Below are 14,389 nucleotides of genomic sequence, written 5' to 3' on the forward strand. Positions count from 1 at the left end.
GATTGCACTAACTCTGTGACAAGGCTGGATTTTTCGGGTGGCAGCGGTTGATGGCAAATCGCAGGTGCAAAAAAGCCCCTTGGCGGGGCTTGGTGCCTGCCAAGGCCTGTGTCGGGATTATCAATCGAACAGTATGCGGCCGCTGTGGCTCGGCTTGACCTGATTGCCATCGATAGGCAGGCACACAATAACGACTTAGAAGCTCATGGCCAGCCCGATGGAGTAGCCGTTGGTGTTGTGGCTGAACATATAGCGGGCGACCAGACGGGTGCGGCTGACGATGATGTCGTATTTGCTGCTGTCGATCTCCAGCCCCAGACCAAGGGAGTTGAGGGAGTTGAACCCGAGCAGGCCGCGTTGCTCGCCGAGGTATTCGGTGCGCGCCCCCTCCATCACATAGCGCAGCGGACGATCGAGCAAGGTCCAGTCAAACACCGGGGCCCGGCGGCGCAGATAGAGGCCGAGGTTCTCCGCCTCGGCGCTGCCGCGCACGCTTTGCGTGGTGTTGCCAAAGCTCTGCAGGTGCTGGTAGGAGTAACGCAATTCGGCATCGATATCCTGGGTTTTGGAAAAGAGCTCGTAGTCGAGCATCAGCGATCCCCCCAGCCCGTACATATTGAGCTGACCGTTATCGAGAAAATCCAGCGAGTAGCCCTTGGTGCGATCCAGCAGCCAGTTGCCGATCCGCAGATCGCTGGCCATGGTGCCCAGCGAGACGTTGGCGATGGGGCGCAGTACCCAGTGACCGCCACGCGGGTCTTCATGAAGAGCGATATCCCAGCCGACCCCGCCCGAGGCGGTCACACTGTTCCATTTGGTCGGGATGGTGCGGCTCTCGGTGCCGTTGCTCACCACAAACTGGGGATCGTAGCGGCTAAAACCGATCGCCCCTTCCAGATAGATGGGCACGGCCTCACTCATGGTGGCACCGCCACCGATCTGGGTCATGTTGAGGGCGGCGGATTGATCGGTACCGCTGCCGATATTGAGGTTGCTGGCGGTGATATCGGGCACCACGGTGAACGTCATCAGCGAGAGCACCGCATTGGCACGATCCTGTGCCCACTCTTGCTCCTGTGTCGCGGCATGGACGGCACTGCCGGATAGCGCCAGCAGCATCGGCAACAACATCTGCAATAAAGAGGATAAAGGTCGGAGCATGCGCGTGGTTCCCGATAAGCGGCCTCTGGCTGTTCTGGTTTTACTGTAGCGAGCTTCCCGTTGGTTGGCACGGGGTAAATGTGGCCAATGAGAGCCGATTGCTGCTGGCTGCCAACGGGGCAAGCTTTTGCCACACACACGGCAGCGCTTTGCAGTTTGTCGCTAAAGCTTGGCGCCTTGCCGCCGATATCTCTTGTGAGATCGTGTGGAGGGCAGGCAATTGAACGCTTGGTTGTTGGGGTTGGTCAGCATATCCGTGAGTATGCAGTTACAGGCTGGGGTCACCGAATTTGGTGCCGGTCTGGATCAATCCGTCTGGCGTTTGACCTCCGATACCCAGATTGAATGCCGCCTCGAGCACCCTATTCCCAACTGGGGCACGGGGGCCTTTGTCAGCCGCGCAGGGCGCAAGATCAATCTCGACTTTGAGCTCAAGGGCAAGCGGCCACAGGCCCAGACCCAGACGGTGAGCCTTGGCATCATGCCGCCGGTATGGCGCCCGGGGATTGCCGGGCGAGAAGTGAGCCAGCTGCGCTTCTATCAGCAGTTCGATGGGCTGGTGGAGGGGCAAACTGCCTGGACCATGCTCGACGAGCTGGAGGGGGGGCGGATGCCGACTTTCCAATATCGGGACTGGTATCGCCAGAACCGCGCGGTGCGAGTATCGCTCTCGTCAGTTAACTTTCGGGTCAAATATCAGGCTTTTATCGACTGTCTGAGCGGGCTCTTGCCCTACAGCTTCAACGATATCGCCTTTAGCGTGCTCACCTACGACAAGAACAGCGATCAGCTCTCTATTCCCTCCAAGCGGCGGCTGGCGATGATCAGCGAGTTTATCAAGGCGGACAAGAGCATCGATGTGGTGGTGATCGACGCCTACAGCGACAGCTACGGCGGCCGCTGGCCGAACCAGAAACTCTCCGAGAAGCGGGCCGATGCCATCAAGAAGGTGTTTGTCGATCTGGGGCTGGAGCCCGGCAAGATTTCGGTGGAGGGGCATGGCGAGAAGCAGCATGTCTCCTCCAACGAAACCGAACAGGGTCGTGCCAAGAACCGGCGGGTGGTGATCAGCATGGGGCGCAACGGCGAGATCTAGCGCAGTCCCCGGCAGAGAGGCATAAAAAAGAGCGCATCTGCGCTCTTTTTTGATCCTGCTATTCGGCAGCGGAATCGGGCAGCTTAGAAGCTGTCACCGAGGCCAGTACCGGCATCTTTCTTGGCGATCAGTTCAATCTTGTAACCGTCCGGATCTTCGACGAAGGCGATGACGGTGGTGCCACCCTTGACCGGGCCCGGCTCGCGGGTGATCTTGGCACCGGCGGCGCGCAGGGCGTCGCAGGTGGCATAGATGTCGTCCGCTTCCAGCGCGATATGGCCGTAGGCTGAGCCCAGTTCGTACTCGCTCACCCCCCAGTTGTAGGTCAGCTCGATCACCGCTTCATCCTTCTCGTCACCGTAGCCGACGAAGGCCAGGGTGTACTTGTACTCGCTGTTCTCGCTCTTGCGCAGCAGCTTCATGCCGAGCACACGGGTGTAGAAGTCGATGGAGCGTTGCAGATCGCCGACACGCAGCATGGTATGCAGAATTCTCATTGCTCAGTTCTCCGGGTTGGTGATGTGTACTGCTTTCAATCTCGGTTGCGAGGCTATCAGTTCTCGGGATAGACCTTCTCTTTGTACTCGCACAGATCCTCGATGATACAGGAACCACAACGGGGCTTGCGAGCCAGACAGGTGTAACGCCCGTGCAGGATCAGCCAGTGGTGGACATCCAGCTTGAACTCGGCGGGCACTACCTTGAGCAGCTTCTCCTCCACCTGATCCACGTTCTTACCTACCGCAAAGCCGGTGCGGTTCGATACCCGGAAGATATGGGTATCGACGGCGATAGTGGGCCAGCCAAAGGCGGTGTTGAGCACCACGTTGGCGGTCTTGCGGCCGACGCCGGGCAGGGCCTCCAGCGCTTCGCGGTTCTCCGGCACCTCGCCGCCGTGGCGCTCCAGCAAGATGGCGCAGGTCTTGATGACGTTCTCGGCCTTGGTGTTGAAGAGGCCAATGGTCTTGATGTACTCCTTGAGCCCGTCCACCCCGAGATCCAGCATCGCTTGCGGGGTGTTGGCCACCGGATAGAGCTTGTCGGTCGCCTTGTTGACGCTGACATCGGTCGCCTGCGCCGAGAGCAGCACGGCGATCAACAGCTCGAACGGGGAGTTGAAGTTGAGCTCTGTGGTGGGATGGGGGTTGTTTGCCCGCAGCCGCTCGAGGATCTCTCTGCGTTTCTGGTTGTTCATGCCTTGCGTCCGATCATAGCTCGGTCGCCCGGACGCGGGCCGGAGCAACGTTGCAGTGGGCCACAGTGGTCGCCTGTTTGCGATCACGCCAGTCGTTGATGGCGTTCTTGGCGGCGATCAGCAGCCCCAGCCCGATAAAGCCGCCCGGCGGCAAAATCGCCAGCAGCAGGCTGGCATCGGCGTGGAACAGCTCGATGCGCAGGGATTTGGCCCACGCGCCCAGCAGCAGCTCGGCGCCATCAAACAGGGTGCCCATGCCGATGATCTCGCGCATGCCGCCAAGTACCAGCAGCACCAGGGTAAAGCCAAGGCCCATCATCAGGCCGTCGAGGGCCGCCAGCAGCGGCGGGTTCTTGGAGGCATACGCCTCGGCGCGGCCGATGATGATGCAGTTGGTGACGATCAGGGCGATAAAGATGCCGAGCGCCTGATAGAGGCCATAGGTGTAGGCGTTCATCAGCAGCTGCACGCTGGTCACCAGCGAGGCGATGATCATCACATAGACCGGGATACGAATATCCTTCGGCACCCAGTTGCGCACCAGCGAGACGGCGAGGTTGGAGCAGACCAGCACCGCCATGGTGGCAAGGCCCAGCCCCAGCGCATTGGTAAAGGTGGATGAGACGGCGAGGGTCGGGCAGAGCCCCAGCACCTGCACCAGCGAGGGGTTGTTCTTCCACAGCCCCTGACTCATCAGCTCCTTGAGCTCGCCCTTGCGGCTTTCCAGCTCGGCAATCGGGGCTGCGCCCGTTTCAATCTGTTCCATCTGGTTCATGATGGCTCGACTCCGTTAGTTCGCCGCCGGACAAGCCGGGGCGTTGCTGAGCAGTTCGGGTTGCTCCTGCTGCAGTTTCAGCAGGTTCTTCACCGCCTTGACCACGGCTCGCGGGGTGATGGTGGCGCCGGTAAAGGCATCGAACTCGCCGCCATCCTTCTTCACCGCCCATTGGGGCTCGTTGTCATGGGTCAGGAATTTTCCGGCAAAGCTGTTGATCCAGTCCGATTTCTTCAGCTCGATCTTGTCACCAAGGCCGGGGGTCTCGTTGTGAGCGAGCACGCGCACGGCGGTGATGGTGCCCTTGGCATCAAAGCCCGCCACGATGCGGATCGCCCCGCTGTAGCCATCCGGCGCGATCGCCTCCAGCGCATAGCCGGTCACCACGCCATTTTTGCTGGCGGTATAGAGGGCCTGCGGCTGATCGCTGCCGAGATACTTCCTGCTGGTCACCTGCTTGCAGCTGGCCACCAGATCGTTGTCATAGCTCCCCTCCGGCAGCAATACCGAGAGGGTCTGCTGCTTCTCCAGCTGCTGCTGGTGGGCGATTTTATCCTTGGTCAGCTCGTTGGTCAGTACCACCAGCGCGGTACAGCCCAGCGCGAACATCGCCAGAATAAGGCCGTTCTTGCGCATGCTCTTTAACATGTCCGGGCTCCGTCAGCTGTGATGGGGGAAAAGGGCAGAAACATCATTGGCGACGAGCTCCATACACTTTTGGGCGAGTCAGGCTGTCGATAAACGGCACACAAAGGTTGGCCAGCAGCACGGCGAAGGCGAACGCATCCGGATAGCCGCCAAAGCGGCGGATGATGTAGACCAGCACCCCGATCAGCACGCCATAGACCAGTCGGCCGCGCGGCGTGGTGCAGGCGCTGACCGGATCGGTGGCGATAAAAAAAGCCCCCAGCATGGTAGCGCCGCTAAAGAGATGGAACATGGGCGTGGCAGTCGCATCCGGGCTTACCAGATAGCCGATGGTGGAGGCCGCCAGCAGGGCACCGAGAATCGCGGTGGGAATGCGCCAGTTGATCACCTTCTGCTGCAGCAGGAACAGGCCGCCCAGCAGATAGCCGAGGTTGACCCAGCTCCAGCCGATGCCGCTCCACCCCTCAAACAGCGGGCCGCTCAGGATCTCGCCGGTGGTGAGCCCCTGAGTCAGGCCGGTTTTCAGGGTATCAAGCGGAGTCGCCATGGTGAGACCATCCACCCCCTGCTTGAGCTGGGCCATGCTGTAGCCGTCGAGGCTAAAGCCGGTGAAGATCACCGACGCGGCATCGCCAAAGCCGAGGCTGTAGGCGCGCACGCTCTCCGGCGGCAGCCAGCTGGTCATCTGCACCGGGAAGGAGACCAGCAGCAGCACATAGGCGACCATGGCCGGGTTGAACAGGTTCTGGCCCAGTCCGCCGTAAAGGTGCTTGGCGACTATGATGGCAAAGGCCGTGCCCACCACCAGCATCCACCACGGCAGCAGTGGCGGCAGGGAGAGACCAATCAGCACGGCGGTGAGCGCCGCACTGCCATCCATCAGGGCAGGCTTGATGGCTCGGCCACGGAGCTTGAGCACCAGCGCCTCGCACAGCAGCGCAGTGACCAGCGCCAGTAGGATCTGGATAAAGGAGCCCCAGCCGAAGAACCAGGTCTGGGCCAGCAAGCCCGGCACACAGGCCAGGATCACCAGCAGCATCAGGGTTCGGGTCTGTTTGCGGTTATGGGCAAACGGCGCAGTCGCAATATTGAACATGAGTCTGTCGATTACCTTGTGGTTGTTCGGTCGGCTGACGGTACATCTTCAGCGGCGGTCTCTGTGGCTCTGGCCGCCTCGGCCGCCAGCTTCTTCGCCTTGGCGCGGGCCACGGCGGCTGCAATGGCCGCTTTTTTCGGATCAACCGGGGTATCAGCCGCAGGGGCGCTCGCTTCAGGCGCGGCATTGACGGCAAGTGGTTGCTCACTGCTGGCTGCAGCGGTTTGCATCGGCTCGGCCGGTGTGCGCTCACCCCCAGTTCCGGCCCTATCTACCTGAGTACCGGCACTCTCTACCTCAGCACTGGTACTTGCGCTCTGTTGCGCCAGCTTTTTGGCCTTGGCTCGGGCGATGGCTGCGGCGATAGCGGCCTTCTTGGGATCGACCGCCTCGCTTGCAGCCGTATCGCTTTGGCTGGTGGTTACTTCGCTCTTGGCTACCGTCTCGTCGCGGGTCTGCGCTCTGGCTGCTGGCTTACTCTCCGCATCTTCAGCACCGGCACTTTCACCTTGCTGCGCCAGCTTTTTGGCCTTGGCACGAGCGATGGCTGCGGCGATAGCAGCTTTCTTAGGATCAACCGCTTCGCTGACAGCAGATGGCGCATCGCTTTGGGTTGCAGCGGATTCGCTGGTGCCTTCGCTTGCAGTCAGATCGCCCTCAGCGCTGTCACCCTGCTGGGCGGCCTTTTTGGCCTTGGCGCGTGCAATGGCAGCGGCGATAGCGGCTTTCTTGGGATCAACCGCTTCGCTGGCAGCAGATGGCGCATCGCTTTGGATGTCTGCGTCGGTTGCCGCACTGTTGGCTGTGCTTACCGACTCGCCACTGGCTTCGGCCTTTTTGGCTTTGGCACGGGCAATGGCGGCGGCAATCGCCGCTTTTTTCGGATCAACCTCTGCCTTTTGCTGATCAGCATCTACCGCAGCCGCAGCCGCAGCCGCAGCCGCAGCCGCAGCCGCAGCTTCGGTAGCCGCAGGCTCGGCGCTATCACCCGCTTGTGCGGCCTTCTTGGCCTTGGCGCGGGCCAGTGCGGCAGCGATGGCCGCTTTCTTGGGATCGCTGGCGGGGTCAACCGCCTCGGCGGGTTGCGCCGCAGCAGCAGTGTCGCTGTTTGCGTTCTCCGCCAGCTTGGCGGCGCGGCGCGCTTCCGCTTCCCGTTTGCGGGCTTCGCGGGCGGCGATCACTGCGCTATTGTCGGGCACGCCCTCGGCGGTGGCGGTAATGGCAGTGATGGGGGCATCCTGCTTGGCCTTGATGCGGGCAAGGGCCGCAGCCACCGGATCTTCCCCGCCAGCGGCGGTCATGGTCTGACGGCGCTGGGCGGCGGCTTCGGCATGACGCGCTTCACGGGCCGCTTTCTCCCGCTCGAAACGGGCCTGCTTGGCCTCGAAACGCTGCTTGGCGCGTTCGGCTTTCTCGGCCTCGGCGCGGGCTTCGCGAATGTCGTCTTTGGCGATCTTGTAGTACTGCACCAGCGGGATCTCGCTCGGGCAAACCCAGGCGCAGGCGCCGCACTCGATGCAGTCCATCAGGTTGAGCTTCTCGGCCTTGTCATACTCCTTGGCCCGGCTGTACCAGTAAAGCTCTTGCGGCAGCAGGGTGGCCGGACAGGCATCGGCGCAGGCACTGCAACGGATGCAGGGCTGCTCCGGGCCGGGGGCGGGCAGTTCGGCCTGCGTCGGCGCCAGCAGGCAGTTGGTGGCCTTGACCACAGGCACCATGGCGTGGGGCAGGGTAAAGCCCATCATGGGGCCACCCATGATCACCCGCTGCTCCGCTTCCGGTTGCAGCTCGAAACGCTGCAACAGCCAGCGCACCGGCGTACCGAGGCGCACCCAGGCGTTGCCGGGCTTCTTGAAGCTGTCGCCGGTGAGGGTGACGATCCGCTCGATCAGCGGCTCGCCGTCGATAATGGCGCGCTTGATGGCAAACACGGTGGCGACGTTGAGCACCATGATGCCGATATCGACCGCGCGGCCCCCCTTGGGTACCTGACGGCCGGTGAGCAGCTCGATTGTCTGCTTGGCACCGCCCGAGGGGTACTTGGTCGGCACCGTCTTGACCAGCACATCTTCATCGGTGGCGTGGCGGGTCAGCTGCTCGATCGCCTCGGGCTTGTTGTCTTCCACCCCGATCAGGGTGAGTTTCGGTTTGAGCAGGTGCTTGAGCACCCTGATGCCATCCATGATCTCGTCGGCGTACTGCTGCATCAGCCGATCATCGGTGGTGATATAGGGTTCGCACTCCAGCCCGTTGACGATCAGGATCTCGGTGAGCTGGCCGCGGCCATCGAGCTTGCTGTGAGTCGGGAACACGGCGCCGCCAAGGCCCGCCACCCCCGCCTGCTGGATGCGCTCGAGCAGCTCGCCCCGCTCCAGATTCCAGTAATCGGGTTTGCCATTGCGCTCTCCCCATTCATCCTCCCCATCCGGGGTGAGGATGACACAGAGATCGCCGAGTCCGGAGGGGTGGGCAACCGTGTGGTTGCCAATCTCGGTGATGGTGCCGGATGTGGAGGCATGCACCGGCACCGTGCGCCCTTTGGCATAACGGGTCAGCGGCTGCCCTTTTTTGACCTTGTCGCCCACCTGCACCAGCAGATCGCCGGCGGGGCCTGCGTGCTGGCGCAGCGGAATGATGAGGCGCGGCGGCAGACCGGCGTCCACCACCGGGCTCTGGCTTGATTGCAGCTTGTTGTCGGCGGGGTGAATGCCACCGTGAAAGTCCCAGAGCGTGCCGGCTTTGATACGTTCGAGTAAGGAATGCATGGTTGCTCCGCTGTTTATTCCACTATCTTGACCGGAATCTTGCCCGGAACATGCACGTTATTGAGATCCCACTTCCAGTTATCGACCGTGGTGGGCACCGGGATCATCTCGATGCAGTCGGTCGGGCAGGGATCAACACAGAGATCGCAACCGGTGCACTCGTTGGCAATCACGGTATGCATCGCCTTGGTAGCGCCGACAATGGCATCCACCGGACAGGCCTGAATGCACTTGGTGCAGCCGATGCACTGATCTTCGTGGATAAAGGCGACCTTCTTGACCGGCACTGCGGCCTCGTCACTGCCCCCCAGTGGCTGGGGCTCGACCCCCATCAGGTCGGCAATCTTGCGCATGGTGGCCTCGCCACCGGGTACGCACTTGTTGATCTGATCGCCGTTGGCGAGCGCCTCGGCGTAGGGTTTGCAGCCGGGATAGCCGCACTGGCCACACTGGGTCTGGGGCAGCAGGGCATCGAGCTGATCGACGATGGGGTCTGCTTCCACATGAAACTTGACGGCGGCAAAGCCCAGGATAATCCCGAACGCCAGCGCCAGCAGGGTGAGCACCAGAATGGCAAAGAGAATATGGATCATGGTTATATCTTGATAAGGCCGGTAAAGCCCATAAAGGCCAGCGACATCAGACCGGCGGTGATCATGGCAATCGACACCCCGCGAAATGGGGCGGGCACATCAGCGGCGACCAGACGCTCGCGCATGGCGGCAAACAGGATCAACACCAGCGAGAAGCCGGTGGCGGCGCCAAAGCCGTAGATCACGCTCTGGATAAAGTCGTGTCGCTCATTGATGCTGAGCAGCGCCACCCCGAGCACCGCGCAGTTGGTGGTGATGAGGGGCAGGAAGATCCCCAGCAGGCGGTAGAGGGTCGGGCTGCTCTTGCGCACCACCATCTCGGTAAACTGCACCACCACGGCGATCACCAGAATAAAGGCGAGGGTGCGCAGATAGGCGATATCCAGCGGCAGCAGGATATAGTGCTCCACCAGATAGGAGCTGGCACTGGCGAGGGTCATCACGAAGGTGGTCGCCAGCCCCATGCCGATGGCGGTTTCCAGCTTGCCGGAGACCCCCATAAAGGGGCAGAGGCCGAGGAATTTCACCAGCACGAAGTTGTTAACCAGCACGGTGCCGATCAATAAAAGCAGGTACTCAGTCATCAATTACCGTCACTGAAAGTCGGGTTATCGGGGTTTGAAGGCGGGCGGTATTATCTGACGTTAGGGCCAGTTAAACAACCGCAAGGCCGCATGGTTATTATGCAACTGGATAATTTAGCCGGGGTTTTGGGCGAGAATCCGGTGGGTTTTGCGCCATATCCCCACCGGGTGAGAAGCCTTACTAACCAACAGCCAGTTTGGCGGCTTCTTTCCACATAAATGGCGGCATCGGAGTAGTGAGACGCCATTTAATGTTCATCGGTTGGCTGCCAGTGTGGGATACGTACTCCACCTCACCAAAGTTCACAAAGCCAAGGGTGCGGCCAAATTCATCTTTGCTCTGCTCGCGGACGAACAAAAACAAGCGCTTACCTTCTGCTCTGTGGTTGATGTAACTCAGCCCCTTACCCCGTTCTGGGCGAGCGCTGTTTTGGCTCTGCCAATGAAACAGCGACTCGTTGATGGCGTAGTCGTGATAACGGGTAGTGGGGGAGAAGTGCTGTTCCGTTTTGTTCAAGGTCACGAACAGCAACTCGATATTTTGCTCTGCGATGAGATAGACCCCTTCACGAGCCGTGGGTTGGTGGGCGAAGGTGGTCGCGCCAAAGCCAACCAGCACCTGCTCTCTGGCATAGCGAGCATGCAGTTGCAGCGGATTACCGGGAAGGTTTGGCATGGCGCTTTGTTCGTGTTGCACCCGGTTGATCAGCATGGGCAACAGATCTGCCAGCTCGGCCCTTAATTCAGGTTGATTGAGTTGTTTCAGGCTGTGCGCCAAGGAGCTAAAGCCAGCAGTGGGGCCGCTTTGTTGCCAGAAGTCGTAATGGCACATCAAGGCCATGCGTGCATCGTGCTCGGCCGTTAAGGTAAAGGCGTCTGCCACCAAGGTTTGTAAGAAGTTCAAGTAATGGAGCGCATCGCAGCCCAATAGCCGGGTTTTGATGGCCCGGGTGTAGAGAGTCGACAACTTCTCATCACTTATTTCAGAAATGGTATGGTTGCTAGCCTGTTTGACCAAGGCGCTCCAATTGCCGCGCTTGTAGATCTCCTCAAGGCTGATATGAGGGTAGAACTTCAAAAAATTCGCCAGCGTCAGCGGTAAATCGCAATCTTGTGAGAAACGGCGGATCAGGCCCATGAGGCGCGAGGTATTGAGGGTCGCCCTCTTGATATTGCTCAGAATGAACTCTTGGGTCTGTTTTGAGAGCTCGATGCGGCAACCCAATGGGGCGTGAGGGAAGCCCTGTTTGATCTCGTGGCTGATCGCCTTATTGGTTTTACCCACCAGAGCCCGGAACTTCTGGGCAAAGTCATACTCAGCACGGGCATTGCCAACAAAGTCCAACACGGTGCAGCACTCTTTATCGCTCGCCAGCCGCAGGCCCCGCCCTAATTGCTGTAAAAAGATGGTGAGGCTTTCCGTTGGTCGTAAAAACAGCAAGGTATCGACTTCTGGGATATCAACCCCTTCGTTGAAGATATCCACCACGCAGAGAATATTGATAACGCCGGTACGCAAATCTTGTTGTTTGCTATACCGTTCTTCTCGGTTATCGCTGGTGAGAATATCAGCCTTGATGCCCTTCAATAAAAAGGACTTGCGCATAAAATCGGCATGTTCACGGCTCACACAAAATTCCAGTGCTTTGATCTTGGTAATATCCGTGACGATCTCATTGAGGCTCTGGACGATTTTCTGTACCCGCTGCTGATTGTGGGTATAGATATTGGTGAGCTCAGTGATGTCATAACGGCCATTTTTCCAAGCCACTTGGCGCAAGTCAGTATCATCATCGATACCAAAATATTGGAACGGACAGAGATGGCGACGATTGATAGCCTCGGGCAAGCGTATCTCTGCTGCGATGACACCACAAAAGTCGGCAAGAATATCACTGCCATCATGGCGCTCTGGCGTTGCGGTTAATCCCAACAGAATGTGAGGTTCAAAGGCGGCGAGCAGACCGCGATAACTGGCCGCCGCAATATGGTGAACCTCATCGATGACGATGTAATCGAAATAGTCTGGGCTAAGACGTAAATTAGCCAGCTGGTTATTCAAGGATTGCACCGAGGCAAATAGCTGACGGTAGTGGGTTGGCACGGCGCCGCCGACTAAGAGTTCGCCAAAATTGGATTGCTTGAGCACTCCGCGGTATGAGGCCAATGCTTGGCGCAAGATCTCCTCTTTGTGGGCGACAAACAGAAACTTGGCGTCGGGTTTGGTTTTCAGAAAACGCGCAAAATCAAAAGCGGAGATCAGGGTTTTCCCTGTACCGGTGGCCGCAACCACCAAGTTACGGAAGCGCTGGTGTAAAGCGCGCTCCATCGCCAATTGTTCAAGGATCTCCAGTTGATGGGGAAACGGCGTGATATCAAAGAAATAGGCAGGACTATTTTTGTCCCCATCCCCACGGGCCTCTTGCAGTGCATGCTGCAATTTTGTACGGCTTTCGAGCTTGCCATCAAACAGTTCAAAATCATCGGATTCCCAATAGGTTTCAAAGGTACTCAGGGATTTCTCGATAATATGCGGGATCTCTTGCGAGGTGATTTTTAGGTTCCACTCCAAGCCGCTAGTGAGGGCAGAGTGAGAGAGATTGGAGGAACCTATATAGCCGGTATGAAAGCCGGTATTTCGGCAAAATAGATAACTTTTGGCATGCAACCGCTCGCGCTGGGTGTTATAGCTGAGTTTGACTTCGGTATTTGGGAGGCTGGCTAAAAATTCAACTGCCTTGGCGTCGGTCGCCCCCATATAAGAGGTAGTAATTACTTTTAATTGGCGGCCGCTGCGAGTGAACTCTTCCAGCTCATGACGGAAAATACGAATACCTGCCCATTTTATAAATGAGACCAGCCAGCAGATGCTATCTGCCGATAATATCTCCCGTTTAATCTCCGATTCCATCGACAAACCCGCATTGCTGCCGCAGAACAGCTCACTTTGCGTTAGACCGGTCAGAGGGAAAATATCCTCAACATATTGCTTTAAATTGGCTGAGATGGGGTTATCTAACTGGTAGAGCGCGGTCAGAATTTTACCCTGACTATCGATGAGGTTCTCGCCAATAAAGTCTGGATCTTGGGTGCGATCCTTTAGCCAAAGCAATAACTGGTTAGCCAGCTCGATCTGCCGTTGCAGCTGATCCTCTCCAGTTACCGAGCCCACCGCATATTCCAAAACCCGGCTCAGAAACCTGGATAACCAAACTGCCGCTTCGGCAGGTTCAAGTTGGCGTTCCCCTACGTAAAAGCGCTCGCGGTCGAGTCGAGATGTCAGCAGTTGAGTAATGAGTTGTTCATAAATACCGCATTGGTGCATCGCACTCTGGCCTTGAACGTTGTACATGAGGGTGGCGAGAAGAGTATCATTTTTTCCAACCAAATCAGTAAGCTGTTGTCGCCTGTTACTCGTTTGAAAATCGCCCCGGTTTTCGGTAATAGAGCGCGGCAGTGACAACCACAGGGAGGTGGTGATGGATCCGGTTTCCTATCTTTTTTCGGCTTATCTCAATCTGGTACAGCAGCAGGTTGCGGATATCTATGGCACCGAGGCCAAGACGCTGGTGGTGCAGTATGAGGGGGAGTCGGTCCCGTTCTCCTTCCAGCTGTGGCAGATCCAGCAGCCGAGCGTTTGTCGTCCCTACCAGCAGGATGTGCGGCGCTTTAGCCAGTGCACGGTCAAGGCGTCAGCCCTGTTTCACAAGCTGTGTGATGACTTGACCCGGCAGGATGACAGCAGCTGGCAACTGCCCAAATTTCGCACCATGTACTGCGCGGCGGCCGTCAGTTATAGACCGATGATTGCCGAGATTGGGGATGCCAAACAGAGTCCGGCCAAGCTGGCGGAGCGCGCCTGCAATCAGGCGATTCTGGCGGCAATGGACAGTGACGATGAAGCCCTGCTGGCCCAGCGTGACAACGCGTGCGCTGCGGTGCAGTGAGGCGGATTTATCTGACCACATCATTTGCGCTCGCTTTGCGCGCCACGGCACACATGGACTTCCCCTTGCCGAGTATGATGGGGTTGCCCGCCGTGGCGGCAACAGTCGGATGCTTGCGGGCATATGTCGGTCACATCAGCCAGATCACCACCAGGAGGTAACCATGATCAGCCATATCGACCATCTGGTATTGACGGTCAGCGATATCGAACGGGCGGTGGGGTTTGGCAACCAGAAGATCAACTTGCAACTGTTGGGGCAGGAGCCGCGTAACCGAGCGCAGGTGGGGTCGGGGGATGTTTGCCTTATCACCCGCTGGCCGCTGGCGCAGGTAATGGCCCAGCTGGCCTGCCACGGGGTGGAGATTGTCGAGGGGCCGGTGACCAAAAGTGGCGCCTGCGGGCCGATAGAATCTGTCTACTTCCTCGACCCGGATCAAAACCTGATTGAGGTCAGCCGCTACCCCTGACCGCGCTGATACCCCCGATGCCTTATGAGCCCCTGATTTTCATTGCCGCTTTGCCGGTTA

General features: G+C 58.9%; 13 protein-coding genes. 3 read left to right on the forward strand and 10 right to left on the reverse strand.

Annotated elements, in window-relative coordinates; translation table 11 throughout:
• Positions 1–195: 195 nt before the first annotated feature.
• Entirely contained in the window at positions 196–1,119 is a 924-nt protein-coding gene (locus I6G90_RS02570; RefSeq protein ID WP_408628321.1) for a hypothetical protein, read from the reverse strand.
• A 262-nt stretch (positions 1,120–1,381) separates the two neighbouring features.
• On the opposite strand from I6G90_RS02570, the gene I6G90_RS02575 reads away from it, so the two are divergent.
• Positions 1,382–2,257, forward strand: coding sequence for a flagellar protein MotY (locus I6G90_RS02575; RefSeq protein WP_171971590.1), 876 nt, complete (start codon positions 1,382–1,384; stop codon positions 2,255–2,257).
• Between the two features lie 83 nt (positions 2,258–2,340).
• Here the strand turns inward: I6G90_RS02575 and gloA are convergent, their stop codons facing one another.
• The 9 genes from gloA to I6G90_RS02620 all read right to left on the reverse strand — a co-directional run bounded on the left by gloA (position 2,341) and on the right by I6G90_RS02620 (position 13,238).
• Positions 2,341–2,754, reverse strand: coding sequence for a lactoylglutathione lyase (gene gloA / locus I6G90_RS02580; RefSeq protein WP_005347113.1), 414 nt, complete (start codon positions 2,752–2,754; stop codon positions 2,341–2,343).
• A gap of 56 nt (positions 2,755–2,810) precedes the next feature.
• Positions 2,811–3,452, reverse strand: coding sequence for an endonuclease III (gene nth / locus I6G90_RS02585; RefSeq protein WP_088869309.1), 642 nt, complete (start codon positions 3,450–3,452; stop codon positions 2,811–2,813).
• A 13-nt stretch (positions 3,453–3,465) separates the two neighbouring features.
• Positions 3,466–4,227: an electron transport complex subunit E gene (locus I6G90_RS02590; protein WP_408628305.1), complete on the reverse strand. Its 762-nt coding sequence runs from the start codon at positions 4,225–4,227 to the stop codon at positions 3,466–3,468.
• A 15-nt stretch (positions 4,228–4,242) separates the two neighbouring features.
• The gene (rsxG, locus tag I6G90_RS02595) at positions 4,243–4,875 is read right to left on the reverse strand and encodes an electron transport complex subunit RsxG (RefSeq protein ID WP_005359614.1); all 633 of its coding nucleotides are present in this window, start codon (positions 4,873–4,875) and stop codon (positions 4,243–4,245) included.
• A gap of 43 nt (positions 4,876–4,918) precedes the next feature.
• Entirely contained in the window at positions 4,919–5,971 is a 1,053-nt protein-coding gene (gene rsxD, locus I6G90_RS02600; RefSeq protein WP_197929614.1) for an electron transport complex subunit RsxD, read from the reverse strand.
• Positions 5,972–5,982: 11 nt separating this feature from the next.
• Entirely contained in the window at positions 5,983–8,736 is a 2,754-nt protein-coding gene (rsxC, locus tag I6G90_RS02605) for an electron transport complex subunit RsxC (protein WP_197929616.1), read from the reverse strand.
• A 14-nt stretch (positions 8,737–8,750) separates the two neighbouring features.
• Positions 8,751–9,329: an electron transport complex subunit RsxB gene (rsxB, locus tag I6G90_RS02610; RefSeq protein WP_005350799.1), complete on the reverse strand. Its 579-nt coding sequence runs from the start codon at positions 9,327–9,329 to the stop codon at positions 8,751–8,753.
• 2 nt (positions 9,330–9,331) lie between these two features.
• Positions 9,332–9,913: an electron transport complex subunit RsxA gene (rsxA, locus tag I6G90_RS02615; RefSeq protein WP_005337600.1), complete on the reverse strand. Its 582-nt coding sequence runs from the start codon at positions 9,911–9,913 to the stop codon at positions 9,332–9,334.
• Between the two features lie 181 nt (positions 9,914–10,094).
• Positions 10,095–13,238 (reverse strand): DUF3427 domain-containing protein, encoded by a 3,144-nt coding sequence (locus tag I6G90_RS02620; RefSeq protein ID WP_197931143.1) that lies wholly within the window; start codon positions 13,236–13,238, stop codon positions 10,095–10,097.
• Between the two features lie 154 nt (positions 13,239–13,392).
• Here I6G90_RS02620 and I6G90_RS02625 point away from each other — a divergent pair, with 154 nt between their 5' ends.
• Both I6G90_RS02625 and I6G90_RS02630 read left to right on the forward strand, forming a co-directional pair.
• A complete protein-coding gene (locus I6G90_RS02625; RefSeq protein WP_197929618.1) occupies positions 13,393–13,860 on the forward strand; it encodes a hypothetical protein in 468 nt (155 codons plus the stop codon).
• Positions 13,861–14,023: 163 nt separating this feature from the next.
• Positions 14,024–14,329, forward strand: a complete 306-nt coding sequence (locus I6G90_RS02630) for a VOC family protein (protein WP_197929620.1) — start codon at positions 14,024–14,026, stop codon at positions 14,327–14,329.
• The last annotated feature ends 60 nt before the right edge of the window (positions 14,330–14,389 follow it).

The sequence above is a fragment of the Aeromonas allosaccharophila genome (assembly GCF_016026615.1).
Taxonomy (GTDB): Bacteria; Pseudomonadota; Gammaproteobacteria; order Enterobacterales; family Aeromonadaceae; genus Aeromonas; species Aeromonas allosaccharophila.

What these genes read in the sequence shown, in the direction of transcription:
- I6G90_RS02570 (WP_408628321.1), bottom strand. Translation starts at nt 1,119, where the DNA reads ATGCTGCTGGCGCTATCCGGCAGTGCCGTCCATGCCGCGACACAGGAG.
- gloA (WP_005347113.1), bottom strand. Translation starts at nt 2,754, where the DNA reads ATGAGAATTCTGCATACCATGCTGCGTGTCGGCGATCTGCAACGCTCC.
- nth (WP_088869309.1), bottom strand. Translation starts at nt 3,452, where the DNA reads ATGAACAACCAGAAACGCAGAGAGATCCTCGAGCGGCTGCGGGCAAAC.
- I6G90_RS02590 (WP_408628305.1), bottom strand. Translation starts at nt 4,227, where the DNA reads ATGAACCAGATGGAACAGATTGAAACGGGCGCAGCCCCGATTGCCGAG.
- rsxG (WP_005359614.1), bottom strand. Translation starts at nt 4,875, where the DNA reads ATGTTAAAGAGCATGCGCAAGAACGGCCTTATTCTGGCGATGTTCGCG.
- rsxD (WP_197929614.1), bottom strand. Translation starts at nt 5,971, where the DNA reads ATGTTCAATATTGCGACTGCGCCGTTTGCCCATAACCGCAAACAGACC.
- rsxC (WP_197929616.1), bottom strand. Translation starts at nt 8,736, where the DNA reads ATGCATTCCTTACTCGAACGTATCAAAGCCGGCACGCTCTGGGACTTT.
- rsxB (WP_005350799.1), bottom strand. Translation starts at nt 9,329, where the DNA reads ATGATCCATATTCTCTTTGCCATTCTGGTGCTCACCCTGCTGGCGCTG.
- rsxA (WP_005337600.1), bottom strand. Translation starts at nt 9,913, where the DNA reads ATGACTGAGTACCTGCTTTTATTGATCGGCACCGTGCTGGTTAACAAC.
- I6G90_RS02620 (WP_197931143.1), bottom strand. Translation starts at nt 13,238, where the DNA reads ATGCACCAATGCGGTATTTATGAACAACTCATTACTCAACTGCTGACA.
- I6G90_RS02625 (WP_197929618.1), top strand. Translation starts at nt 13,393, where the DNA reads ATGGATCCGGTTTCCTATCTTTTTTCGGCTTATCTCAATCTGGTACAG.
- I6G90_RS02630 (WP_197929620.1), top strand. Translation starts at nt 14,024, where the DNA reads ATGATCAGCCATATCGACCATCTGGTATTGACGGTCAGCGATATCGAA.